This is a genomic window from Acetobacter sp. AAB5, assembly GCF_050106715.1.
Lineage (GTDB): Bacteria > Pseudomonadota > Alphaproteobacteria > Acetobacterales > Acetobacteraceae > Acetobacter > Acetobacter oryzifermentans.
In genome coordinates, this window is the sequence record NZ_JBNIEW010000001.1 from 380,300 (window position 1) to 405,405 (window position 25,106).

23 protein-coding genes are annotated in these 25,106 nt (G+C 54.0%); all 23 read right to left on the reverse strand.

The features are described 5' to 3' along the window. Window positions 1-7: 7 nt before the first annotated feature. The 23 genes from rpsQ to ACP7IZ_RS01885 all read right to left on the reverse strand — a co-directional run bounded on the left by rpsQ (window position 8) and on the right by ACP7IZ_RS01885 (window position 25,043). On the reverse strand, window positions 8-277 hold the full coding sequence (gene rpsQ, locus ACP7IZ_RS01775; RefSeq protein WP_006116046.1) for a 30S ribosomal protein S17: 270 nt from the start codon (window positions 275-277) through the stop codon (window positions 8-10). Window positions 278-290: 13 nt separating this feature from the next. After that, complete coding sequence (rpmC, locus tag ACP7IZ_RS01780; protein ID WP_003622719.1) at window positions 291-527, reverse strand: 50S ribosomal protein L29; 237 nt, start codon at window positions 525-527, stop codon at window positions 291-293. A 1-nt stretch (window position 528) separates the two neighbouring features. Beyond that, window positions 529-945 carry a 50S ribosomal protein L16 gene (gene rplP / locus ACP7IZ_RS01785; RefSeq protein ID WP_035351612.1) on the reverse strand — a complete coding sequence of 139 codons (417 nt, stop codon included), beginning with the start codon at window positions 943-945 and terminating at the stop codon, window positions 529-531. 18 nt (window positions 946-963) lie between these two features. Continuing rightward, window positions 964-1,641 (reverse strand): 30S ribosomal protein S3, encoded by a 678-nt coding sequence (gene rpsC / locus ACP7IZ_RS01790; RefSeq protein WP_003622715.1) that lies wholly within the window; start codon window positions 1,639-1,641, stop codon window positions 964-966. 3 nt (window positions 1,642-1,644) lie between these two features. Continuing rightward, complete coding sequence (gene rplV, locus ACP7IZ_RS01795) at window positions 1,645-2,055, reverse strand: 50S ribosomal protein L22 (RefSeq protein ID WP_003622713.1); 411 nt, start codon at window positions 2,053-2,055, stop codon at window positions 1,645-1,647. Between the two features lie 6 nt (window positions 2,056-2,061). Then, complete coding sequence (gene rpsS / locus ACP7IZ_RS01800) at window positions 2,062-2,340, reverse strand: 30S ribosomal protein S19 (RefSeq protein ID WP_012812769.1); 279 nt, start codon at window positions 2,338-2,340, stop codon at window positions 2,062-2,064. Window positions 2,341-2,353: 13 nt separating this feature from the next. Then, complete coding sequence (rplB, locus tag ACP7IZ_RS01805) at window positions 2,354-3,184, reverse strand: 50S ribosomal protein L2 (RefSeq protein ID WP_003628218.1); 831 nt, start codon at window positions 3,182-3,184, stop codon at window positions 2,354-2,356. A 16-nt stretch (window positions 3,185-3,200) separates the two neighbouring features. After that, window positions 3,201-3,536 carry a 50S ribosomal protein L23 gene (locus ACP7IZ_RS01810; protein WP_003622708.1) on the reverse strand — a complete coding sequence of 112 codons (336 nt, stop codon included), beginning with the start codon at window positions 3,534-3,536 and terminating at the stop codon, window positions 3,201-3,203. Then, entirely contained in the window at window positions 3,533-4,147 is a 615-nt protein-coding gene (gene rplD, locus ACP7IZ_RS01815; RefSeq protein WP_003622706.1) for a 50S ribosomal protein L4, read from the reverse strand. Before rplD ends, ACP7IZ_RS01810 begins: the two co-directional genes overlap by 4 nt. A 4-nt stretch (window positions 4,148-4,151) precedes the next feature. After that, window positions 4,152-4,835 (reverse strand): 50S ribosomal protein L3, encoded by a 684-nt coding sequence (gene rplC / locus ACP7IZ_RS01820; protein WP_003622704.1) that lies wholly within the window; start codon window positions 4,833-4,835, stop codon window positions 4,152-4,154. 10 nt (window positions 4,836-4,845) lie between these two features. Beyond that, the gene (gene rpsJ, locus ACP7IZ_RS01825; RefSeq protein ID WP_007282720.1) at window positions 4,846-5,154 is read right to left on the reverse strand and encodes a 30S ribosomal protein S10; all 309 of its coding nucleotides are present in this window, start codon (window positions 5,152-5,154) and stop codon (window positions 4,846-4,848) included. Between the two features lie 107 nt (window positions 5,155-5,261). Then, on the reverse strand, window positions 5,262-6,452 hold the full coding sequence (gene tuf, locus ACP7IZ_RS01830) for an elongation factor Tu (RefSeq protein ID WP_426847594.1): 1,191 nt from the start codon (window positions 6,450-6,452) through the stop codon (window positions 5,262-5,264). 90 nt (window positions 6,453-6,542) lie between these two features. Next, a complete protein-coding gene (rpsG, locus tag ACP7IZ_RS01835) occupies window positions 6,543-7,019 on the reverse strand; it encodes a 30S ribosomal protein S7 (protein ID WP_006116053.1) in 477 nt (158 codons plus the stop codon). Between the two features lie 14 nt (window positions 7,020-7,033). Beyond that, the gene (gene rpsL, locus ACP7IZ_RS01840) at window positions 7,034-7,405 is read right to left on the reverse strand and encodes a 30S ribosomal protein S12 (protein WP_003622698.1); all 372 of its coding nucleotides are present in this window, start codon (window positions 7,403-7,405) and stop codon (window positions 7,034-7,036) included. Window positions 7,406-7,743: 338 nt separating this feature from the next. Further along, window positions 7,744-11,919 (reverse strand): DNA-directed RNA polymerase subunit beta', encoded by a 4,176-nt coding sequence (gene rpoC, locus ACP7IZ_RS01845; protein WP_426847595.1) that lies wholly within the window; start codon window positions 11,917-11,919, stop codon window positions 7,744-7,746. A gap of 93 nt (window positions 11,920-12,012) precedes the next feature. Then, complete coding sequence (rpoB, locus tag ACP7IZ_RS01850; protein WP_035351617.1) at window positions 12,013-16,185, reverse strand: DNA-directed RNA polymerase subunit beta; 4,173 nt, start codon at window positions 16,183-16,185, stop codon at window positions 12,013-12,015. 219 nt (window positions 16,186-16,404) lie between these two features. Beyond that, window positions 16,405-16,779 carry a 50S ribosomal protein L7/L12 gene (gene rplL, locus ACP7IZ_RS01855; RefSeq protein ID WP_070325242.1) on the reverse strand — a complete coding sequence of 125 codons (375 nt, stop codon included), beginning with the start codon at window positions 16,777-16,779 and terminating at the stop codon, window positions 16,405-16,407. A gap of 100 nt (window positions 16,780-16,879) precedes the next feature. After that, the gene (rplJ, locus tag ACP7IZ_RS01860) at window positions 16,880-17,398 is read right to left on the reverse strand and encodes a 50S ribosomal protein L10 (protein ID WP_003622686.1); all 519 of its coding nucleotides are present in this window, start codon (window positions 17,396-17,398) and stop codon (window positions 16,880-16,882) included. 279 nt (window positions 17,399-17,677) lie between these two features. Next, window positions 17,678-18,370, reverse strand: coding sequence for a 50S ribosomal protein L1 (rplA, locus tag ACP7IZ_RS01865; protein ID WP_426847596.1), 693 nt, complete (start codon window positions 18,368-18,370; stop codon window positions 17,678-17,680). A 4-nt stretch (window positions 18,371-18,374) separates the two neighbouring features. Continuing rightward, window positions 18,375-18,809, reverse strand: a complete 435-nt coding sequence (gene rplK / locus ACP7IZ_RS01870; RefSeq protein ID WP_003622680.1) for a 50S ribosomal protein L11 — start codon at window positions 18,807-18,809, stop codon at window positions 18,375-18,377. A 104-nt stretch (window positions 18,810-18,913) separates the two neighbouring features. Then, entirely contained in the window at window positions 18,914-20,524 is a 1,611-nt protein-coding gene (locus ACP7IZ_RS01875) for an efflux transporter outer membrane subunit (RefSeq protein WP_426847597.1), read from the reverse strand. Beyond that, on the reverse strand, window positions 20,521-21,873 hold the full coding sequence (locus tag ACP7IZ_RS01880; RefSeq protein WP_426847598.1) for an efflux RND transporter periplasmic adaptor subunit: 1,353 nt from the start codon (window positions 21,871-21,873) through the stop codon (window positions 20,521-20,523). Before ACP7IZ_RS01880 ends, ACP7IZ_RS01875 begins: the two co-directional genes overlap by 4 nt. Continuing rightward, entirely contained in the window at window positions 21,870-25,043 is a 3,174-nt protein-coding gene (locus ACP7IZ_RS01885; protein ID WP_426847599.1) for an efflux RND transporter permease subunit, read from the reverse strand. The genes ACP7IZ_RS01880 and ACP7IZ_RS01885 overlap by 4 nt, the downstream gene beginning before the upstream one ends. Window positions 25,044-25,106 lie beyond the last annotated feature (63 nt).

Consider the following 25,106-nt stretch of genomic DNA (forward strand, 5'->3'; position numbering starts at 1 on the left):
CCTTACGTTAGGCCGATGCACCGGCTTCCGCACCAACGACTTCGCCGTTGCGGGAAATCACAGTCCACGTCTTGCGGCGTGAAATAGGCGGACATTCAACAATCCGCACGGAGTCACCAACCTTGCAGATATTTTCTTCATCATGCGCCGCATATTTTTTAGAGCGACGAATGAATTTCTTATAGAGCGGATGCATGACGCGACGATCAACAAGAACCGTAATGGTTTTGTCCATCTTATCGCTGGTCACACGCCCGGTCAGGACGCGCCTTGGCATCGGCTAACTCTCCTCAGGCATTGGCAGCAGATGTTTTTGCACCTGCTGCAGTCTTTGCATTTTGCACCGCAATCGTCTTGATTCGTGCAATCTCACGGCGCACCGCACGCATACGGCTTTGCGCTTCAGTCTGACCCGTGGCCTGCTGGAAACGCAGATTAAGCTGCTCACGCTTCAATTCAACCAGACGAGCTTCAAGCTCGTCTGGAGTCTTGGCGCGCAAATCGGCTGGCTTAGTTGCCTTTACCATCTCACGCATCTCCAATTCGGGTCACAAACTTGGTCTTGATCGGCAGTTTTGCTGCACCCAGAGCCAACGCTTCACGCGCCAGTTCAGGGGGCACACCTTCGATCTCAAACAGAATGCGACCTGGCTTCACACGGGCCACCCAGTATTCTGGGGAACCCTTACCGGAGCCCATACGCACTTCTGCAGGTTTTGTCGAGACCGGAAGGTCAGGAAAAATACGAATCCAGACGCGACCTGCACGTTTCATGGCACGTGTGATAGCCCGACGAGAGGCTTCAATCTGGCGTGCCGTAATACGTTCCGGCTGAAGAGCCTTCAGTCCAAACGTACCGAAGTTCAACGTGGTGCCACTTTTTGCAAGGCCGTGGATACGGCCTTTGTGGGCTTTACGGAATTTTGTCCGCTTCGGGGAAAGCATGTTGTTTTATCCCTCTCCTCAGCGCTGAGGAGCCTGTTCGGCCGCCCGGCGATCCTGAGCCATCGGATCATGAGCAAGAATTTCGCCCTTAAAGATCCAGACTTTTACACCGCAAGTGCCATAGGTGGTCTTTGCTGTCGCTGTGCCATAATCGATATCAGCACGCAGGGTGTGCAGAGGCACACGACCTTCACGATACCATTCGATACGTGCGATTTCCGCACCGCCAAGACGACCAGAGCAGTTAATACGAATGCCCTGTGCGCCCAGACGCATAGCAGACTGCACTGCACGCTTCATGGCACGACGGAAAGCCACACGGCGTTCCAGCTGCTGAGCAATGTTTTCTGCAACCAGTGTAGCGTCGATTTCTGGCTTACGGATTTCAACGATGTTCAGCGCAACTTCCGTGCCAGCCATACGCGTCAGCTCCTTACGGAGCGCATCGATGTCCTGACCCTTCTTACCAATCACAACACCCGGACGGGCAGCGTAAATGGTTACGCGAGGCTTTTTGGCAGGACGTTCGATAACGACACGAGACACACCAGCGCCAACCAGCTTGCGACGCAGGAATGCACGCAGCTTCAGGTCTTCATGAAGCAGCTTTGAATAGTCGGAATCGGCATACCACCGGCTATCCCATGTGCGGTTGATACCGAGCCGCAGCCCGATTGGATTGACTTTATGTCCCATACCTCAGGCCGCCTTCTGTTCGGAAGAAGCTGCTTCAGGCTCAGCAGCCCGTTCAGCTACAACAATCTTCAGGTGACTGAAAAACTTTTCAACACGAGCAGAACGCCCACGACCACGGGCATGGAAACGCCGCATGACAATGGATTTTCCAACTTCAGCTGTTTTCACCACCAGCTGGTCAACGTCCAGCTGGTGATTGTTTTCAGCGTTAGCGATTGCGCTTTCCAGCGTCTTTTTCACTTCCTGAGCGATACGGCGCTTAGAGAACGTCAACGTTGCAACTGCCTGAGAAGCAGGCTTGTTGCGGATCAGGCCGGCCACAAGGTTCAGCTTGCGGGGGCTAACCCGGATGTTGCGCGTAACTGCCTGCGCTTCTGTTTCCGCGAGTGTGCGCGGATGCTTCGGCTTGCTCATCTCTGCTTAGCCCCGCTTAGACTTCTTGTCAGCGCCATGCCCATGGAATGTACGGGTCGGAGAAAATTCGCCGAACTTATGTCCGACCATGTTTTCCGTAACCTGTACGGGCAGAAACTTCTGACCGTTATAAACACCGAACGTCAGACCGACGAACTGCGGAAGAATTGTAGAACGACGAGACCAGATCTTGATCACTTCGTTACGACCCGACGCGCGGGATACCTCAGCTTTATTCAGCAGATACCCGTCGACGAACGGGCCTTTCCAGACGGAACGTGCCATCTTCTATTGCCCCTTACTTGCCGGTCTTTCGACGACGGATAATCAGACTGTCCGTCCGCTTGTTGACCCGAGTTTTGTACCCTTTGGTTGGCTTGCCCCATGGCGTAACCGGATGACGGCCACCAGAGGTACGACCTTCACCACCACCATGCGGATGATCAACAGGGTTCATCACCACACCACGGTTATGAGGACGACGCCCCAACCAACGAGAACGCCCAGCCTTACCCATATGCTGGTTCATGTTATCCGGATTGGACACGGCACCAACGGTAGCCATGCACTCACCACGAACAACACGCAGCTCACCAGACTGCAGCTTGATCTGGGCGTAACCGGAATCCTTACCAACGAGCTGGGCATATGTGCCAGCAGAACGTGCGAGCTTACCGCCTGCACCCTGCTTCAGTTCGATGTTATGGATAATCGTTCCCACCGGAATGGAAGCCAACGGCATAGCATTACCAGGCTTAATATCCACGCGTGCACCAGCGATGACATTGTCACCAACTTTCAGACGCTGCGGAGCCAGAATATATGCAAGCTCGCCATCTTCATACTTCACCAGCGCAATAAATGCAGTGCGGTTCGGATCATATTCCAGACGTTCTACCGTACCCAGAACATCAAACTTACGACGTTTGAAGTCTACGTAACGGTAAGACTGCTTATGACCACCCCCACGGAAACGGGAAGTGATACGACCGTTATTATTACGACCGCCTGTCTTGTTTTTACCTTCGGTCAACTGTTTGACCGGCTTACCTTTCCAAAGGTCAGCACGATCAACCAGCACCGTACCACGCAAGCTTGGCGTGACAGGATTAAAGTGCTTCAGAGCCATGAATTTCTACCTTCGGTCACGCCAGCTTGGCGGTAAGATCAATGGACTGACCTTCCGCAAGCTGAACGAACGCCTTCTTCACGTCAGAACGCTGCCCAACACGCCCTTTAAAGCGCTTGGTTTTTCCCTTCTGAACCAAGGTGTTGACACCAACAACCTTGACCCCGAACAGCGTTTCCACCGCAACCTTGATTTCAGGCTTCGTAGCGGACATTGCCACTTTGAAAACAACCTGGTTCTTTTCAGAAAGCGCCGTAGCTTTTTCCGTAATCACAGGTGTACGCACGATGTCGTACATTGCTTCACGGGAAAGACGCTCGGCTTTCTTGCGAATGGCAAGAATATTCGTCATGCCAGGCGCTCCTTCAGTCCTTCAAGGCCGGCCTGCGTAATCGCAAGCACCTCGTGGTTCAGAATGTCGTAAACATTCGCACCAATGGTCGGCAGAATGTCGATCTTGGGCAGGTTACGGGCGGCACGACCGAAGTTCTCATCTACAGCAGCATCCACGATCAGCGCAGATGTCCAACCCAGAGACTTCAGTTTCTTTGCCAGTTCGCTGGTCTTATCAACGCCAGAAGCAGACTGCAGCACAATAAGCTTGCCGTCTTTTGCCTTCTGAGAAAGCGCAGAGATCAGACCAAGGCGGCGCACTTTTTTCGGCAGATCGTAACCGTGGTCACGCACAACCGGGCCATGTACTGCCCCACCGGTACGATACTGCGGCGCACGCAACGAACCCTGACGGGCGCTACCTGTGCCTTTCTGGCGGTATGGCTTTTTGGTGGTGCCGGACACTTCGCCCATGCCCTTCACCTTATGCGTGCCTGCGCGGCGCTTAGCCAGCTGCCAGTGCACAACACGAGCCATGATATCTGCACGCGGCGCAACGGCGAAAATTTCGTCCGGAAGCGTTGCAGAACCGGCGCTGCTGTTATCTAGCGTCTTGATTTCGATTTCCATGACCTCAGCCCTCCGCCTTCACGAGGCCGGCCGGATAAGGCGCGTCACCATGGCGGGCTTTTTTAATGGCGTCACGGATCAGAACAACACCGTTCTTCGCTCCTGGCACGGAGCCACGAACCATGATCAGATTCTTTTCCGGATCGACCGCTGCGATTTCCAGATTCAAGGTGGTCACGCGTTCATCACCGAGATGACCAGCCATCTTCTTGTTCTTAAAGGTCTTGCCGGGATCCTGGCGATTACCAGTCGAACCATGCGAACGGTGCGAAATAGACACACCATGCGTGGCTTCAAGACCAGCAAAATTCCAGCGCTTCATTGCGCCAGCAAATCCCTTACCTTTGCTTACACCTGTAACGTCAACCTTTTGGCCAACAACAAAGTGAGAAGCTGAAAGGGTAGCACCAACCTCAAGAGCGGCATCATCAGCTACACGAAATTCGCGAAGCGCCTGCTTAGGCTCCACCTTCGTGCGAGCAAAATGCCCACGATTCGGCTTGGTTACGTTTTTCACCTTGGCTTTACCCATACCCAGCTGAACAGCTACGTAGCCATCCCGCTCCTGGTTACGGACATCAACCACCTGCACATCATCAACATGCAGGACGGTAACAGGCACATGCGTGCCATCTTCCTTGAACAGTCGGGACATGCCCAACTTCTTTGCGATCAATCCGGTGCGCATCGTCTGGACCTTAGAGTTTGATCTCGACATCAACGCCAGCGGCGAGGTCGAGCTTCATGAGAGCGTCCACGGTCTGCGGAGTGGGCTCAACAATGTCGAGCAGACGGCGATGAGTTCGAATTTCGAACTGCTCGCGGCTCTTTTTATCAACGTGAGGAGAACGGTTAACCGTAAACCGTTCGATATGCGTAGGCAGCGGGATAGGACCCCGAACCCGCGCACCCGTACGCTTCGCCGTATTCACGATCTCTTTCGTGCTGTTATCCAGCACCCGATGATCGTACGCTTTCAGGCGAATGCGGATGTTCTGGTTGTCCATTTGTTTTTTAGTCCAACACTTTACTTATCCGGGGAATCCCGGCCGCCAAGTAAGACCCCGACCAAAATCAATCGGTCGGGGCCACTTAGGCTCATATCCTCTATCGATTACTCGATAATGGAGGAAACAACGCCAGCACCAACCGTGCGGCCACCTTCGCGAATAGCGAAACGCAGACCTTCGTCCATGGCGATTGGAGCAATCAGCTCAACTTCCATGGCGCAGTTGTCGCCCGGCATCACCATTTCGGTGCCTTCCGGCAGGTGCACAACACCCGTCACGTCAGTCGTACGGAAGTAGAACTGCGGACGATAGTTGGTGAAGAATGGCGTATGACGGCCACCTTCTTCCTTCGTCAGGATGTAGGCTTCTGCCTTGAACTTCTTATGCGGCGTAATGGAGCCTGGCTTTGCCAGAACCTGACCACGTTCCACATCTTCGCGCTTGGTGCCACGCAGCAGAGCGCCGATGTTGTCACCAGCTTCACCGCGATCAAGCAGCTTACGGAACATTTCAACGCCGGTTACGGTTGTCTTCGTGGTCGGCTTCAGACCAACGATTTCAATTTCGTCACCAACATTGATCACACCACGTTCCACACGACCCGTTACCACGGTGCCACGACCAGAGATGGAGAACACATCTTCGATCGGCATCAGGAACGGACGGTCAACCGGACGTTCCGGCTGCGGGATGTAGGCATCAACAGCGTCCATCAGATCGCGAACGCGGTTTTCACCGATTTCCGGATCACCATCTTCCAGAGTTACCAGAGCGGAACCCTTGATGATCGGCACATCGTCGCCAGGGAACTGATAGGAAGACAGAAGTTCACGAACTTCCATTTCAACCAGCTCAAGCAGTTCCGGATCGTCAACCTGGTCAACCTTGTTCAGGAAGACAACCAGAGCCGGCACACCGACCTGACGAGCAAGCAGGATGTGTTCGCGGGTCTGCGGCATCGGGCCGTCAGCTGCGGACACAACCAGGATTGCGCCGTCCATCTGCGCTGCACCCGTGATCATGTTTTTCACGTAGTCAGCATGTCCGGGGCAGTCAACGTGCGCGTAGTGACGCTTGTCGGTTTCATATTCCACGTGAGCTGTGGAAATGGTGATGCCGCGAGCGCGTTCTTCCGGAGCAGCGTCGATCTGGTCATACGCCTTAAATTCAGCGCCGCCCTTAGCAGCAAGCGTCTTGGTGATCGCAGCCGTCAGAGAGGTCTTACCATGGTCAACGTGACCAATGGTGCCGATGTTGCAGTGCGGTTTATTCCGCTCAAATTTAGCCTTAGCCATTTTTTACTCCATGCCCCAAAAACCATTCGGGATGCAGTTGTTATAAGCCCTGCAAACTCACTGCAAGAGGAAATGCAGCAGCTTTTTTCATTACCAGCGATAGTGGCTGAATGCTTTGTTAGCTTCCGCCATACGGTGGGTATCTTCCCGCTTCTTCACTGCTGCGCCACGATTGTTGACGGCATCCAGAAGCTCATTGGAAAGCCGATCCTGCATGGTGTTTTCGCCACGCTTGCGCGCAGCATCAATCACCCAACGGATCGCCAACGCCTGACGGCGGTCTGCGCGAACTTCAACCGGCACCTGGTAGGTTGCCCCACCAACACGGCGAGAACGCACTTCAACAGCCGGCTTTACGTTATCCAGCGCACTGTGGAACAGCACCACTGCATCCGCACCGTTACCGCTACGACGCACCATGGCATCCAGCGCACCGTATACGATTCTTTCTGCAGCAGACTTCTTACCATCGTACATCAGCGCATTCATGAAACGCGTGACAACGATATCTCCGAATTTCGGATCGGGAAGGATCTCGCGCTTTACTGCGCGATGACGGCGACTCATACCTGTTCTTCCTCTTATTTCGGACGCTTGGCGCCATACAGCGAACGACGCTGACGCCGCTTGGCAATACCCTGCGTATCCAGAACACCACGAAGGATGTGATAACGCACACCCGGCAAATCCTTCACACGACCGCCGCGGATCAGCACAACACTATGTTCCTGAAGGTTATGACCTTCACCCGGAATATAGCTGACCACCTCATAGCCGTTCGTCAGACGCACCTTAGCGACTTTACGCAGTGCGGAGTTCGGCTTTTTTGGCGTCGTGGTATAAACGCGGGTGCAAACACCGCGCTTTTGGGGGCATCCTTGCAGCGCGGGCACCTTGTTGCGCTTGACCGCAGGCTTGCGCCCCTTGGCAATGAGCTGGTTGATGGTCGGCATGCGCCTTTCCCGATCCTTACACAGTTCGGCCGGCCGCCATGATTTCTGACTGCCGACTTTCATTAAAAAAGATCCCATCAGGCATTTGCCTGTATGGGGCTATGTTGGCATCCGGCCCCGCTTCCACCCCGGAAGCCAACCGCATGCTAGACTCACACAGAAAACCTAATTGCTCTTTCTATCCACAGGGATATCCAGAGCTGAGGGCTGCTACCTAACCCTCCCCCCGCTGGGAGTCAAGTTTTACCCTGCGATTCTTAAAGAATTGCGTACGCTGTACATGAAAAAAGGACCAAGGTTTCCCCTGATCCTTCCTTCATGAAGCATATTTGCAACGTTTATTCGGCTGCAGAACGCCCAACACGTTGGCGATCCTGCTCTGCCGCAATAGCCCGCAGACGCTTCATAACACTGCCCGTGCCTGCTGGGATCAGTCGCCCAACAATCACGTTTTCCTTCAGGCCCATCAGCTTATCCACTTTCCCTGCCGTAGCAGCTTCTGTGAGCACGCGTGTGGTTTCCTGGAACGATGCAGCAGAGATAAAGGACTGCGTCTGCAGAGATGCCTTGGTGATGCCCTGCAGCACCGGCATACCCTGAGCTGGCCGTTCACCTGCTTTGAGGCTCTTGGCATTTTCAGCCTCGAACTCAATACGATCAACAGTTTCGCCAATCAGATATGTCGTATCACCCGGCTCCAGAATTTCTACCTTCTGAAGCATCTGACGCACGATAACTTCAATATGCTTATCGTTAATCTTCACACCCTGAAGACGATACACATCCTGAATTTCGTTGATCAGGTAATCAGACAGAGCCTCTACGCCCATCACCTTCAGGATATCGTGGGGCACCCGCGGACCATCGACCAGCGGATCACCTTTTTCCACAAAGTCACCTTCCTGAACGGAAATGTGCTTGCCTTTCGGGATCAGGTATTCCTGTTCCTCGCCCGTTTCATCGTTCTTCACGATAACACGGCGCTTGGACTTGTAATCCTTCCCGAATTCAACGCGCCCTTCCATTTCCGCGATAATAGCGTGGTCTTTTGGCCGACGTGCTTCAAACAATTCAGCAACACGCGGCAGACCACCCGTAATATCACGGGTTTTAGACCCTTCACGTGGCAGACGCGCCAGAACGTCACCGGCATTTACTTCCGTACCGTTTTCAACAGACAGAAGCGTTTCGGGAGAGAGGAAGTAACGGGCATCTGCACCGTTATCCAACTTCACCACATCACCGTTGGCATCCTTAAGCTGCAGACGTGGGCGCAGATCCACACCTTTACCTGCCTGCTTATAGTCAACCACCACTTTGGAGGTCAGGCCTGTTACTTCGTCCATACGCTCAACAAGCGTGATGGAGTCAATCAGATCCAGGTATTCAACCTTACCGGCTTTTTCCGTGATAATCGGCAGGGTGTACGGATCCCACTCAGCCAGTTTCTGACCGCGGGCAACTTTTGCCCCTTCTTCTGTCAGCAAACGGGCACCATACGGCACACGGTAACGGGCTTTCTCCACACCGTTTTCGTCAGACAGAAGAATTTCACAGTTACGCGCCATCACGATCGGCACGTTCTGACTGTTATGCACAACGTTGCGGTTACGGATCACAACCTGACCATCACGAGAGGCTTCGATCATGGACTGTTCCGCACCACGCTGCGCCGCACCACCGATATGGAAGGTACGCATTGTCAGCTGTGTGCCCGGCTCACCAATGGACTGAGCGGCGATAACACCCACAGCTTCACCGATGTTGACCGGCGTGCCGCGTGCAAGATCACGACCATAGCAGTGACCACACACACCAACGCGGCTATCACAGGTCAGCACAGAACGGATATGAACCGTTTCCACACCAGATTTTTCAATCCGTTCGGCATCGGCTTCATCAATCAGATGATTGCGCGGAACGATCACTTCGTTGGTGCCTGGCGCCACCACATCGGAAGCAACCGTACGGCCAAGGATACGTTCGGACAGAGAAGCTACAACTTCCCCGCCATCCATCACCGCACGCACCGTCAGGCCGCGTTCACTACCGCAATCTTCTTCGATAATGATGCTGTCCTGCGCCACGTCCACCAGACGACGGGTAAGATACCCGGAGTTAGCGGTTTTCAGCGCGGTATCAGCCAGACCTTTACGTGCACCATGGGTAGAGGTGAAGTAATCGAGAACCGACAGGCCTTCTTTAAAGTTGGCAATAATCGGCTGTTCAATAATTTCACCAGATGGCTTGGCCATCAGACCACGCATACCGGCCAGCTGCTTCATCTGAGCCGGCGACCCACGAGCCCCGGAGTGGCTCATCATCCACACCGAGTTGATCTGCTTACCAACTTCCTGACGAGAAATTTCTTTGGTCATGGCCGCCTGCACTTCGTCTGTGCAACGAGACCATGCGTCCACCACCTTATTGTAGCGTTCGCCAGCTGTGATCAGACCATCCTGATACTGCTGTTCAAACTCTTTAACTTCGGCAGCCGTGCGATCAACCAGTTCTTTCTTTTCGGGCGGGATGATCATGTCATCCTTACCAAAGGAAATACCAGCCTTAGCAGCATGACGGAAACCCAGAGCCATCAGACGGTCACAGAAGATAACTGCTTCTTTCTGACCGCAATGACGATACACCGTATCAATAACGTCAGACACAGCCTTTTTGGTGAGCTGACGGTTGATGAGGGAGAACGGCACGGCTTCATGCTGCGGCAGGATCTGCGCAATCAACACACGGCCAGGCGTGGTCACGGCTGTTTCGTAGGTGACCTTGCCATCTGTGCCGACCTTCTGGAAGCGTGCACGAATTTTATCATGCAGCTTCAGTGCACCGGCGCTGAGTGCGTATTCCACTTCACCAATAGAAGAGAAAGATGGCGCACCTTCTTTGGTCAGAGCACCTGTGTTCTCATCATATTCACAGCGATCTGGCGTAACCTTGAATTCAGGTGTTTCGAGGCTGAGATAATACAGCCCCAAAACGATATCCTGAGAAGGCACGATAATCGGCTTACCATTGGCTGGGCTGAGGATGTTGTTGGTGGACATCATCAGCACACGTGCTTCAAGCTGGGCTTCAAGGCTCAGCGGCACATGCACGGCCATCTGGTCACCGTCAAAGTCTGCGTTAAACGCGGTGCAGACCAACGGATGCAGCTGAATAGCTTTACCTTCAACCAGCACTGGTTCAAACGCCTGAATACCCAGACGATGCAGCGTAGGCGCACGGTTAAGCATAACCGGATGTTCGCGGATAACTTCTTCAAGAATATCCCAAACTTCCGGACGCTCTTTTTCCACCATCCGCTTTGCAGCTTTAATGGTGGTGGCGTGGCCGTATTTTTCCAGCTTGGCGTAAATGAACGGCTTGAACAGCTCCAGCGCCATCTTTTTGGGAAGACCACACTGATGGAGCTTAAGCTCCGGACCCACCACAATAACAGAACGGCCAGAATAATCGACGCGCTTACCAAGCAGGTTCTGACGGAAACGCCCCTGCTTGCCTTTAAGCATATCGGAAAGGGATTTCAGCGGACGCTTGTTAGCACCCGTGATCGCACGGCCACGACGCCCGTTATCGAACAACGCATCCACAGCTTCCTGCAGCATACGCTTTTCGTTACGCACGATAATATCAGGCGCACGCAGTTCCATCAGGCGCTTCAGGCGGTTATTACGATTGATAACACGCCGATACAGATCGTTCAGATCAGACGTTGCAAAACGCCCGCCATCCAGCGGCACCAGCGGACGCAGATCCGGCGGAATAACCGGAACCAGATCCAGAATCATCCATTCTGGGCGGGAACCGCTTTCTGCAAACGCTTCAATCAGCTTCAGGCGCTTAACAAGCTTTTTGCGTTTGGCTTCTGAAGTGGTTTCCTTAAGTTCCTGCCGCAGCTCTACCTTTTCGGCATCGCAGTCAATGCGTTCCAGAACCTTTTTAATGGCTTCTGCGCCAATGCCAACTTCAACACCTTCATCGCCATATTCATCCATGGCATCAAGGTACTGTTCTTCCGTCAGCAAGGAATACTGCTTCAGCGGAGATGTGCCGGGTTCCAGAACCAGGTAGCTTTCAAAGTAAAGCACCTTTTCCAGATCTTTCAGCGTCATATCAACCATCAGGCCGATACGGCTGGGCAGAGACTTCAGGAACCAGATATGGGCAACGGGGCTGGCAAGCTGAATATGGCCCATGCGCTCACGACGCACCTTGGCCAGCGTAACTTCAACACCGCACTTTTCGCAGATAATACCGCGGAATTTCATCCGCTTGTATTTACCGCAAAGGCATTCATAATCCTTGATCGGACCAAAAATACGCGCACAGAACAGGCCGTCCCGCTCTGGCTTGAACGTACGATAGTTGATGGTCTCGGGCTTCTTGATTTCGCCATAAGACCAGGAACGGATTTGTTCGGGCGATGCCAGCTGAATCTTAATCTGATCAAATGTCATCGCCTGGCCGGTCTGGCCAAGAATTTTCATGAGCTCATTCATGTGCCGAAGCCCCCAGCGGGAAACGGGGAGCCGAGGTTTCTACCCCGGCCTCCCCTTTGAAATAAGAACGGATGGTGGTGGCGAAATTCACCGTCACTCGGCCCCCTGCTCCAGTTCTACGTTCAGACCCAGAGACTTCAGCTCTTTGATCAGAACGTTAAAGCTTTCCGGAATACCGGCCTCAAAATCATCCTGCTCACGCACGATGGATTCATAAACTTTGGTTCGGCCGGAAACGTCATCCGACTTCACAGTCAGCATTTCCTGCAGAGTGTAAGCTGCGCCATATGCTTCCAGCGCCCACACTTCCATTTCCCCAAAGCGCTGACCACCAAACTGCGCCTTACCACCCAGAGGCTGCTGTGTAACCAGCGAGTATGGGCCGATAGAGCGTGCATGGATCTTGTCATCAACAAGATGGTGCAGCTTGAGCATGTAGATGTAGCCAACCGTTGTTTTACGTTCGAACGGCTCGCCCGTGCGCCCGTCAATCAACTGAGACTGACCGGATTTATTAACACCAGCTTTTTCAAGCATGGCTTCAATATCCGGAATGGAAGCACCATCGAACACTGGCGTTGCAATCGGCACGCCTTTGCGCAGGTTATTGGCCAGTTCAATCAGCTCATCATTGCTCATATTGGCAATGTCTTCGCTGTAAACTTTATCCCCGTACACATCTTTCAGGCGGTCCAGCAGTTCCTGACGTTTTTCGCCATTACGCTGGTATTCATCCACCATGTCACCAATGCCACGGCCGATTTTAGCGCAGGCCCAACCCAGATGCGTTTCCAGAATCTGCCCCACGTTCATACGTGAAGGCACACCCAGAGGGTTCAGCACCAGATCAACAGCCGTGCCATCTTCCAGGAACGGCATGTCTTCAACTGGAACAACGCGGGAAACCACACCCTTGTTACCATGACGACCGGCCATTTTATCCCCTGGCTGCAGCTTACGCTTAACAGCCACGAAAACCTTGACCATCTTCATCACGCCAGGTGGCAGTTCATCACCACGCTGAAGTTTTTCAACCTTGCTTTCAAAACGTGCCTGAATACGTGCAATAGCCGCATCAAATTCACGCCGCAGAGTTTCCAGTTCCGCCATAACGCTGTCAGAAGCGACAACAATCTGACGCCACGTGGCACGCGGATGTTCATCCAGAACGGCATCTGTAATCTCGGTTCCAGAGCGAATGCCCTTAAACCCAGCGCCAGCAACCTGCCCCAGAAGTTTTTCACGCAGACGGCTATAGAAAGAACGTTCCTGAATAGCGCGTTCATCATCACGGTCTTTGGCAAGACGTTCGATTTCCGCACGTTCAATGGCCATGGCGCGTTCGTCTTTATCCACACCACGGCGGGAGAACACACGCACATCAACAATTGTGCCAGATGTGCCAGGTGGCAGACGCAAAGACGTATCACGCACATCGGAGGCTTTTTCACCAAAGATGGCACGCAGAAGTTTTTCTTCCGGTGTCATCGGGCTTTCGCCCTTTGGCGTTACCTTACCGATCAGAATATCGCCCGGATTAACTTCGGCACCTACATACACAATGCCGGCTTCATCCAAATTCCGCAGGGCTTCTTCACCCACATTCGGAATATCACGCGTGATTTCTTCCTGACCCAGCTTGGTATCACGGGCCATGACTTCGAATTCCTCGATATGGATCGAGGTGAAAACGTCATCCTTGGCAATCCGTTCGGAAATCAGGATGGAGTCTTCGAAGTTGTAACCATTCCAAGGCATAAACGCGACCAGCACGTTACGGCCCAGTGCCAGTTCACCCAGCTCTGTGGAAGGACCATCGGCAATAATATCGCCTGCCCGCACATTGTCACCAACATGCACCAGCGGGCGCTGGTTAATACAGGTGGACTGGTTGGAACGGGAATACTTACGCAGACGGTAGATATCTACACCCTGCGTAGAACCTGCCGCATTTGTTGCGCGCACTACGATACGGGCACCGTCAATCTGGTCCACAATACCTTCGCGCTTGGCAACAATTGTTGCGCCGGAATCACGCGCCACAGCAGCTTCCATGCCTGTGCCAACCAACGGTGCATCGGAACGCACCAGCGGCACAGCCTGACGCTGCATGTTGGAACCCATCAGTGCACGGTTCGCGTCATCGTTTTCCAGGAACGGAATGAGCGCCGCAGCAACGGAAACGAGCTGCTTGGGGGAAACGTCACACGCTGTTACTTCTGTTGGCGGAACCAGACGGAAATCACCGTTACGCCGCACAGAAATCAGATCGCTGGTGAGCGCACCCTGATCATTCACCTTGGCATCTGCCTGCGCAACAACCAGCTTTTCCTCTTCCATAGCGGAGAGGTACTTCCAGCCGTCCTGCAGCACGCCGTCCTTTACCAGACGGTAAGGTGTTTCAATAAAGCCGTATTTGTTCACTTTGGCATAGGTTGCCAGAGAGTTGATCAGACCAATGTTCGGGCCTTCCGGCGTTTCAATTGGGCAGATACGACCATAGTGCGTTGGGTGAACGTCACGCACTTCAAAGCCTGCGCGCTCACGGGTCAAACCACCTGGGCCAAGCGCTGAAAGACGACGCTTGTGCGTCACTTCAGACAGCGGATTGGTCTGATCCATAAACTGGCTGAGCTGGGAAGAACCAAAGAACTCACGCACAGCAGCGGCAGCAGGTTTGGCGTTGATCAGATCATGCGGCATGACCGTATCAATATCCACAGAACCCATACGCTCACGGATAGCACGTTCCATCCGCAGCAGGCCAATGCGGTACTGATTTTCCATCAGCTCACCAACCGAGCGCACACGGCGGTTACCAAGGTTATCAATATCGTCAATCTGGCCGCGACCGTCCTTCAGGTCGCACAGTGTTTTAATGGTGCGCAGAATATCTTCTTTACGCAACACGCGCACTGTGTCTGGCACGTCCATATCCAGACGCATGTTCATCTTCACGCGCCCAACGGCGGAAAGATCATAACGGTCGGGATCAAAGAACAAGCCATTCAGCATGGCTTCGGCTGTTTCAGCCGTTGGCGGCTCACCGGGGCGCATTACGCGGTAGATATCAATCAGCGCTTCATCACGCGTGCTGTTTTTATCTACTGTAAGCGTATCACGGATCCACGGCCCGTTAGCGGCATCAATTGCCAGCAGGGGAAGTTCCGTAATTCCGGCTTCTTCCAAAGCAGCAAGACGTGCTTCCGTGATTTCTTCACCAGCTTCGCCATAGATTTCGCCAGTCTGCATATTGACGATATCGTGGGCGATGTAACGGCCAAGCAGATCGATCTCACCCACCAGCACTTCACGCGTTTTTTCCGCGATCTTGCGCACCATGCGGGCTGTCAGCTTGGTTTCGGCTTCCGCCACCACTTCACCGGTTTCTGCATCCACCAGCGGCGCCAGCAGCTTGAGGCCACGGAAGGAATCCGCGTCAAACGGACGAGCCCAGCCTTTGGCTGTTTTTATGAATGTGACAGCATTATAGAAGTAGGAGAGGATTTCATTGGCATCCATCCCCTTGATTTCCATAGAGTCAACATCACCGCCTTCAGCCGCTTTAGCTTTGCGCGCAGCTTCAGATGCTGCACCTTCAAGCGCATACAGCAGCGTGGTGACAGGCAGCTTACGCTTACGGTCGATACGAACGTAAAGCAGATCTTTGGCGTCAAACTCGAAGTCCAGCCAGGAACCACGGTAAGGGATAACACGCGCAGCAAACAGATATTTGCCAGAAGAATGCGTTTTACCTTTATCATGATCAAAGAACACACCGGGTGAACGGTGCATCTGGCTGACGATAACACGCTCCGTACCGTTGACGATAAAGGTGCCATTGTCTGTCATGAGCGGCATATCGCCCATATAGACTGGCTGTTCCTTAATATCGCGAATGGAACGAGACCCCGTATCTTCGTCCACATCCCACACGATCAAGCGCAGAATAACCTTCAGCGGCGCGGCATACGTCAGGCCACGCTGAATGCATTCTTCCACATCATATTTAGGCTCTTCAAATTCGTAACTGACGAATTCCAGACGCCCCCGCCCCGCAAAATCATTGATGGGGAAAACGGAACGGAATACCTCCTGCAAACCTGTTGGAGTACGCGCATCAGGCGATACATTTGCCTGAAGGAATGTCTCGTAAGACGCACGCTGCACGTCAATCAGGTTCGGCATCGGGGCGATTTCGGGAATCCGCCCGAAACTTTTGCGAATCCGCTTCCGTCCTGTGAACGATTTAGTGATTGCGTTCATCGTCGCTCCTGCCCCGCCCATTTATCTCGGACCATCATGCCCGTGGTCATCCCGCGAGCCTGATGGTCCGACCTAATTTTGGTCTCAAGCCCATACCGGGTTTTACCCGGCTCCTGTTTCAGATCAACCCGAAACAGGCAAACGGGCAGAGGCACAGCGCCCCTACCCGAAAACCTTTTTTCCATTTCCCTGATGCCATGCATCAGAAATTTGGCAAACTTACTTGACTTCGACGGTTGCCCCGGCGCCTTCAAGAGCCTTTTTGATCTTGTCAGCTTCGTCCTTGCTGACACCTTCTTTAACGGTCTTCGGCGCACCTTCAACCAGATCCTTGGCTTCTTTCAGGCCCAGACCGGTGATGCCGCGGATTTCCTTAATCACGTTGATCTTCTTGTCGCCAGCGCCAGCCAGAACAACCGTGAATTCGGTTTTTTCTTCAGCCGGAGCAGCAGCAGCACCAGGTGCAGCAGCAGCAACTGCTACAGGAGCAGCAGCGGAAACGCCCCATTTTTCTTCGAGCAGCTTGGAAAGTTCAGCAGCTTCAAGAACGGTCAGAGCGGACAGTTCGTCAACAAGCTTAGCAAGATCAGCCATAGTTTGACTTCCTAATATAGATACTGGTTAGCAGAACGCAACCTTCAAGCACGAAGGCAGCGCAAAATTCTTTAACATTCCTTCATGCAAAGGAATGAAATCAGGCAGCTTCACCCGTTTTGGCATAGGCCCCAAAAACACGTGCAAGCTGGCCTGCCGGCGCCTGAGTAACGCTGGCGATACGCGTAGCTGGCGTGGAGATAAGACCCACGAGCTGCGCGCGCAGCGCATCAAGAGACGGCAGCTCGGCCAGAGCCTTGATTCCATCGGCGTCAAGCACCTGAGAACCAAGAGAACCACCAAGCAGCACAAGCTTGTCATTTGTTTTGGCGAACTCAACGACAGCCTTAGCCACAGCCACAGGGTCTTCAGACCACGCAAGCGCGGTCGGGCCTTGCAGCAGCGGCGCGATGCCGTTGAACTGGGTCCCATCCAGGGCGAGAGTTGCCAGCCGGTTTTTAGCGACCTTATAGTTCGCACCCGCTGCACGCACCTTACGCCGCAGTTCCGTCACAGCAGCCACAGTCAGCCCGTCATTACGGGTGACCACAACCATGGACGTCTGGGCGAAAACGGCGGCCAGAGAGGCGATAAAGGCCTTCTTTTCCGTACGGTTCAAATCCCGTCTCCGTCTTGTTCCATTAAGCTTGCGCCCAACAGAACGGGTTGCCCTTTAGGTTCCGCTATACATAACGGAACCCGCTCGCCTGTCCTTGAAACGGAATATCTGGCGTGCCGTAAATACGACCTGTAACCAGCATTCCCGTCTTACCGTTCGCCAACCCGAAGGCTGATTAAAACCGAAGTTGCGCACGGTCTCGGACAGGAAGAAGGAGCAGCCGCAACCACCCCTTCATGCACCGCACCAGCCCGAAAGCGAGTGCGGCGTCATTCTTTCTCAGCCAGCGAAGGCAGAGAGGTCCAGCTGAACGCCAGGGCCCATGGTGGAGGACAGAGCGCCCTTCTTCATGTAAGCACCTTTTGCGCCAGACGGACGGGCCTTCTGCACGGCATCAATAAATGCACGCACGTTTTCAGCCAGCTTGTCTTCGCTGAAGGAAGCCTTGCCAACGCCAGCATGCACAATACCGCTCTTTTCAGCGCGATATTCAACCTGACCAGACTTAGCCGCTTCAACAGCGCCCTTTACGTTCATGGTCACGGTGCCCAGCTTGGGGTTCGGCATCAGCCCACGTGGGCCGAGGATCTTACCCAGACGGCCCACCAGAGCCATCATGTCAGGCGTAGCAATGCAGCGGTCGAAGTTGATTTCGCCAGCCTGCACTTTTTCCATCAGGTCTTCCGCACCCACGATGTCTGCACCAGCAGCCTGAGCTTCTTCAGCTTTCGGGCCACGTGCAAACACGGCAACGCGCAGGGTTTTGCCTGTGCCGTTCGGCAGGGAAACAAAGCCACGAACCATCTGGTCTGCATGACGCGGGTCAATACCCAGGTTCAGTGCAATTTCAACGGTTTCGTCAAATTTAGCTGTCGCATTGCCTTTTACCAGCGCGATAGCTTCATCAACACCGTAAACTTTACCAGCTTCAATCTTGGCACGTGCAGCAGCGATACGCTTGTTCTTTGCCATGATATTAGCCCTCCACCACATCAATGCCCATGGAGCGGGCAGAGCCGATCAGCATGCGCACTGCGCCATCCAGATCGTTTGCGTTCATGTCCTGCTGTTTCTGTTCAGCAATTTCACGAAGCTGGCTCATGGTCACTTTACCAACGCTACCACCCTTACCAACTGTCTGGCTGCCTTTGGAAATTTTGGCGGCCTTCAGCAGGAAGTAGGTGTTCGGCGGGGTTTTGGTGATGAAGCTGAACGTACGGTCTGCATATGCGGTGATAACCACCGGAATCGGCATACCCGGCTCAAGACCCTGGGTCTTGGCGTTAAATGCCTTACAGAATTCCATGATATTCAGACCGCGCTGACCCAATGCCGGACCAACCGGCGGGGAAGGATTAGCCTTACCAGCGGGGATCTGAAGTTTGATGTAGCCAACAACTTTTTTGGCCATATCCGGGACTCCTCAAAATGAACCCGGACCGCGGTTCTCTCGATTCCACACCACGCACAGGGCGCAGACAAGAATCTCCCGCGTTCCGATCAGAAGTGCCGCGCTTACCGGGGCGCTGGCTGCGTGTCAAGTGGTTGTGTATTTTTCATGCCGCCTGTCAGATCATTGGAAACCGGATCTGTCTGGGTGCTGATGCCACCCAAAGGCGCTGCATGGCGCAGGTTTTCATACTGCAAGGGCTTGAAAGGCATGATGGTTTCCTCACCATGCGGCAATTGGCTACGAGACCACCCACCACCAAGGGCACGCACAAGCTGCACACGTGCATCCACCTGTCGGGTTTGCGCCTGCACTAATGAAATGCGGGCATTCAGCGCTGCCACCTGCGCCACCACAACATCCAGATAATTGGTTAGGCCGCCAGTATAGAGCGCCATAGTCATACCCTGCGTGCGCAAGGCAGCATCTACGGCGTTGCTTTCCTGCTTAACCTGCGTTTTCAAACGATTGGTGCGCGTGAGATTGTCTTCCACTTCCTGAAAGGCATCTAACACCGTGCTGCGGTAAAGATCTTCTGTTTGCCGATAACCCGACCACGTGCGCTGCAATTCTGCACGCCGCAAACCACCTTGGAACAACGGCAGCACTGCTTGTGCCCCAAACTGATACATAGCGTTGTACAACGAAGCCAGATCGAACCCGTTATCCATAAAGCCTGTCATGGCGTTAAACGTAACGTGCGGATAAAACGCGGCACGAGACACACCGATGGCCCTGTTTGCCTGCGCCATGCGCCGTTCTGCTGCGGCAATATCCGGCCTGCGTTCCAGCAAAGTGGATGGCAGCGCTATGGGTGGCTCTTTTTCCTCGAACGTCAGCTTTGTAACCGGTGCGATATGGAATGAGGCCGGAGCCTGATTAACCAGCACGGCTATGGCGTGTTCCATCACATCACGCTGGGTGCGAATATCGGTTTCCTGCGCCTGCGTGGTGTAAAGCTGGGCTTCTGCGCGGGAAACATCCATGCCCGGCGCAATAGCCCCTGCCAGACGCATGCGCGTAACTTGCACGGCTGTCTGATAATACCGGATAGAATCCTTATACACCGCATCCTGCGCATCCAACCCACGCAGAATAACGTAATCCGATGCCAGTTCTGCCTGAAGGCTTAAGCGTGCAGAGGCATAATTTGCGGCATCTTCCTGCACACCCTGCTTGGCCATACGGATACGGTTGCGGATAGCAGACCAGAAATCCGGCTCCCACGTTGCGGTGGCCGAATACTGCTCGGACGACATATACATCGGCCCGGTTGCCCCGGCCCCACGCCATAGCCGGTGTTGGGAGCCTTTATATTTGGCCCCACTCGCCGCCCCGTTTAACTGCGGGTAAAGGTGGGATTTGGCTTCCGCTGCCATATCGCGCGATTGCATGAACGCCTCTGCCTGCGCCTGCAAATCCGGGTTCAGGCGCATGGCCTGATCTTCCAGCCAGTTGAGTTCCGGATCACCCAGCATTGTCCACCAATCGGGCCGAATGGCATCATCCGATGGGTGGGCGGGCTTCATCACGCCCTGCCCGCTCCAGTTATCGGGCAGCACAAATTGTGCAGGCTTATAACGGGGTGCCATATCGCAGCCCACCAAGGCCGATGTTGCCACCCCTACCAGCAGAATATGTGTAACTTTACGCGGCAGAATGTTCCCCTTCCTCATGGGCGGGCCCCAGCTTCAGACATATCCGCACTATCATCAGGCATCGCGCGGGTGTCATCCCCATCTTCCTCTTGGGATGATTTGGTGGGAGGGGCTGGCTTTTTGGGTTCTGGTTTTTTAACGGCTGGCGGCGTGCTGGGCATGTTATAGCCCGGTGTGCCTTTAACAATGCGCACTTCCTGCCCATCCAGCAGCCCAGCAGACGGATTGTTGATCACCCGATCCGTTTTTTTCACACCACGCAGAATCTGCACCGTGGTTCCGAAGTTGGTGCCTAGCGTAACATTCACCAGATGCACGTGGTTGGTATCATCCACCAGCGCAACCTGCGTGCCTTCCGCCCTGAACACAATCGCACCCAGCGGCAGAATCAGCTCTTCCGTATCACCGGGAGCATGGAACGTGGCTGTGGCGTAGGAATTGGGCCAGAGTTCACCAGATTTATTGTCCAGCGTAAGTTCTGTGGTAACGGTACGGGTAGATGCATTAAAGGCCGAAGCCGTGGCCAGAAAATGTGCCCGGAATGTGCGTTCAGGATATTGCGGAATACTTAAATCTGCCTCCAACCGAGGGGAGATAATATCTGCATAATCCTGCGGCACGGCCACAAACACACGCATGGCATGCACATCCGCCACACTAAACAATTCGGTGGCATTGCCGTGAGCATCTACATCCCCACGTCCTGCGTTGACGTAATCCCCCACATCCGCCAAGCGCGATGTAACAACGCCATCAAAAGGCGCAACAATCTTTTTGAACGCTTCCAGCGCAGCATAACGCTCTACATCATGCTGTGCTGCTTCTACCTCGGCCTTTTGGGCTTCTGCGTTGGCTGCCTGCACATCCACTTCCTGCTGAGAAACAGCTTGCGTGCCTTGCAGGGCCTTCCAGCGTTTTGCTGTAATCTGGGCCAGCTTGTACCGCGCCAGCGCCACATTCAGGTTAGCTTTGGCTGCGGCAAATTGGGCATCTAACCCCGGTGTATCAATTTCGGCCAGCACATCGCCCGCCTTCACCTTGGCGCCGAAATCTTTGTACCACATTTTCACGTAGCCAGAGACCTGCGCATAAATGGGCGCCTGATACCATGCGGCTATATTGGCAGGCAGGGAAAGCGTGCGTTCATCCGGCCCCGGCTGGGGGTAGATAACCTGCACGGATGGAATAGCGTTATGTGCCGTTTCGTGCGCCAGATTAACGTACTGCGTATGGCGCTGAACAATACCCACCACTGCCAGCAGGATGGCAACCCCGCCAACAGCCACAAACCCGATCTTGCGTTTACGTGTGCTGCCAGCCGGCGTGGGAGATTGAGGCCCTGAAGCGTCTGGATGCTCTTGGGTCATGCGGCAGCTTCCTCTTGTTCGGTTTCATGCGGTTTTTTACGTGTGTGCAGCATGGCAAAAACACAGGGCACGAACAGCAGAGTGGCAACTGTTGCCACCATCAGGCCGCCCATAACTGCCTTACCCAAGGGTGCGTTTTGCGAATTACTTAAAGACATGGGCAACATGCCGATAATCATGGCGGAGGCTGTCATCAGCACTGGGCGAATACGCTCAAACCCAGCTTCCAGCGCGGCCTGAATGGCATCACCATGTTCTTCCAGACGTTCACGCGCAAAAGCTACGACCAGAATAGCATTGGCCGTGGCGGTGCCCATGCACATAATGGCCCCTGTAAGGGCCGGCACGGAAAGCGTGGTGTGCGTTAGAAACAGGCTCCATGAAATACCAGCCAGCGCACCGGGCAACGCGGTGATGATGATGAACGGGTCCAACCAGGACTGAAAGTTCACCACAATCAGCAGGTAAACCAACAGCACAGACATGGCCAAGCCACCTAGCAACTGGGCGTAAGCGCTGTTCATGGTAACGGCCTGCCCCAGCACACTGAGGGAGGAGCCATGCGGCAGATCACCCTGCACTTCATCTACAATACGCGACACCTCGCGTGAGACCGTGCCGAGGTCTATCCCCTCATTCGTGGCGTAAATATCAAACACCGGCATGATATTGTAATGCGCCACCTCTGCCGGGGTGCCGATCTGATCGATCTTGCTCAACCCACCCAAGATTTGCGGATCTTGCCCAGACGGGTTGCCATCCCCTTTATCAACAGGCGTGATTTCCAGATCATTCATGGTCTGGAGGAACGGCGCTGGCGTTTGAATATCAATCAGATGCGAAACACCGGTTTTGGTATCCAACCAGTACACCTGCCCCACCTGAGAACTGCCGGACAGAGAAACCAGTGCGTTATTGGCAACATCGGATTCTGTAATGCCAGTTCCCAGCGCGTAAGTACGGCGGGTATTCACCATAAGTGTGGGGGTTGTCATGGGCTGTTGCACAAACACGTCTGTCAGGCCCGTAACATGGCGCAGACGTTCTGCCAGGCGGTTTGCAAAGCGGAAGTTTTCCGCCAGATTGCGCCCAACCACCTGCACATCAATAGGTGATGGCAAACCAAAGTTCAGGATTTTGGCTGTCAGATCCCCCGGCAGGAAGGAAAACTGTGTGCCGGGGAACTTCATGTTCAGGTTATGGCGCAAAAGCCGCCGATATTCGGCCACAGGAGATGCCGGATTTTTAAGTGAAACCGTAATATCGCAATCCTGCGTGCCCACTGTTGGCGTTGGAATATAAGCCTGATTCAACGGGCTAAAGGGCAGGCCGCAGTTATCAACCAACCCTTCTACCTGCCCCGGCAATGTGCGTTCGATCTCATCATTCACAAGCTGGGAAATCTTGCCGGATTCTTCCAACCTTGTGCCAATGGGCGCACGCATATGCAGGGCAATGGCATCTGAGTTCACTTCGGGAAAGAAATCCTGCCCCACAAAGAACAGCAGCCCCAAGGAGCCAAGCGAGCACAGCACAAACACCGGCACAAACGTACCACGCGTTGCCACCAGATGAGACAGCAGCTCGTGATAGCGATGCCGGAACTGTTCGAACTTATGCTCAAACCCACGCTGAAAGCGGCCAAAAATGGTTTTGGGCTCCTGCGGGCCATGTGCATGCGCGGCCACCTGTGCCGCCAGCATGTATTTGGCCATGGTGGGCACCAGTGTTCGGGACAGGATAAAGGAGGCGATCATGGCAAAAATGATGGCTTCCGCCATGGGCATGAACAGCCAGCCCGCAACACCCGTAAGCTGGAACAACGGCATCCACACAATGCAGATACACATGGTGGATACAAAGGTGGGGATAACAATCTGGTTTGCGGCATCAATAATGGCCGTTTCCAGATCTTTTTCCATCTCAAGATGCGCGTCGATGTTTTCGATCATCACCGTGGCGTCATCCACCAAAATCCCCACGGCCAGCGCCAAGCCGCCCAGTGTCATGACATTGATGGTCTGCCCAGCCCAACCCAGCCCGATAACCGAGCACAGCATGGCCAGCGGAATGGAGGTGGCAATAATAACGGTAGAACGCCAAGAGCCCAGAAACAGCAGCACCACAAGCCCGGTGAGGCACGCAGCGGTAAGCATTTCACGCACCACGTCCTGCACGGATTCTTTCACGAAGGTAGAGGCATCATTCAAAATCTTGATGCTCACGCCCTCTGGCAGGGTTTTTACAATGCCCGGCAGCAGCTTTTTAACCCCCGCCACAACATCCAGCGTAGAGGCATCGCCACTTTTCATAATAACAATCAGAACGCCCTGCTGCCCTTTAACCAGCACAAGGTTGGTTTGTGGCGGGCCGCCTGCATGCACCCATGCCACATCCTGCAACCGCACCACGGCATCCCCCACCTGTTTGATGGGGATCATGTTCAGCTCTTCCATATTTTTGGGAGAGGCGTTGGTCTGCACCATCCAGTCAAACGGGCCAATGCGCTGATCCCCCGCAGGCAGCACAATGTTCTGGCTGTTCAACGCGCGCGAGACATCAACCGGGGAAAGCCGATGCGCCAGCAGTTTTACCGGGTCCAGATCCACCATGATATTACCCGGCTGCCCCCCGTACGGGTTGGGAATGGCAGCCCCCGCCACGGAAACAAGCGCCGGACGGATAAGGTTGGAGGACATGTCGTAAATTTGTGAGGCCGTCATGGAGGTGGAAGACACCTGCAATGTCACAACCGGCACAGAGGATGCGTTATAAGCCAACACCAGCGGCGGTGTAGAGCCCGTGGGCATCTGTTTGATAACTGTCTGCGATACCGAGGTAATCTGGGTTTGCGCCACAGATGTATCTGTACCGGGCTGGAAGTAGATCTTCACAATCCCGCGGCCATAATACGATTGGCTCTCGATATGCTCGATATTATTCACGGTCGCGGTGAGAGCGCGCTCGTAATAATACACGACGCGGCCAGACATATCCTCTGGCATCAGGCCCGTATAGGTCCAGACCACTGCCACAACAGGAATACGAATGCTGGGAAATACGTCTGTAGGCGTATTGAATATTCCCCTGATTCCGAACACCAGAATCAGGATGGAAAGCACCACAAACGTATACGGCTTTTTAAGCGCGGTAACGACAATTTCGTTCATGCGCTCCAACCTTGCACAGTTAGAGACGCTGCATTGCAGACAGGCAGATTTGGCATGGTTTTA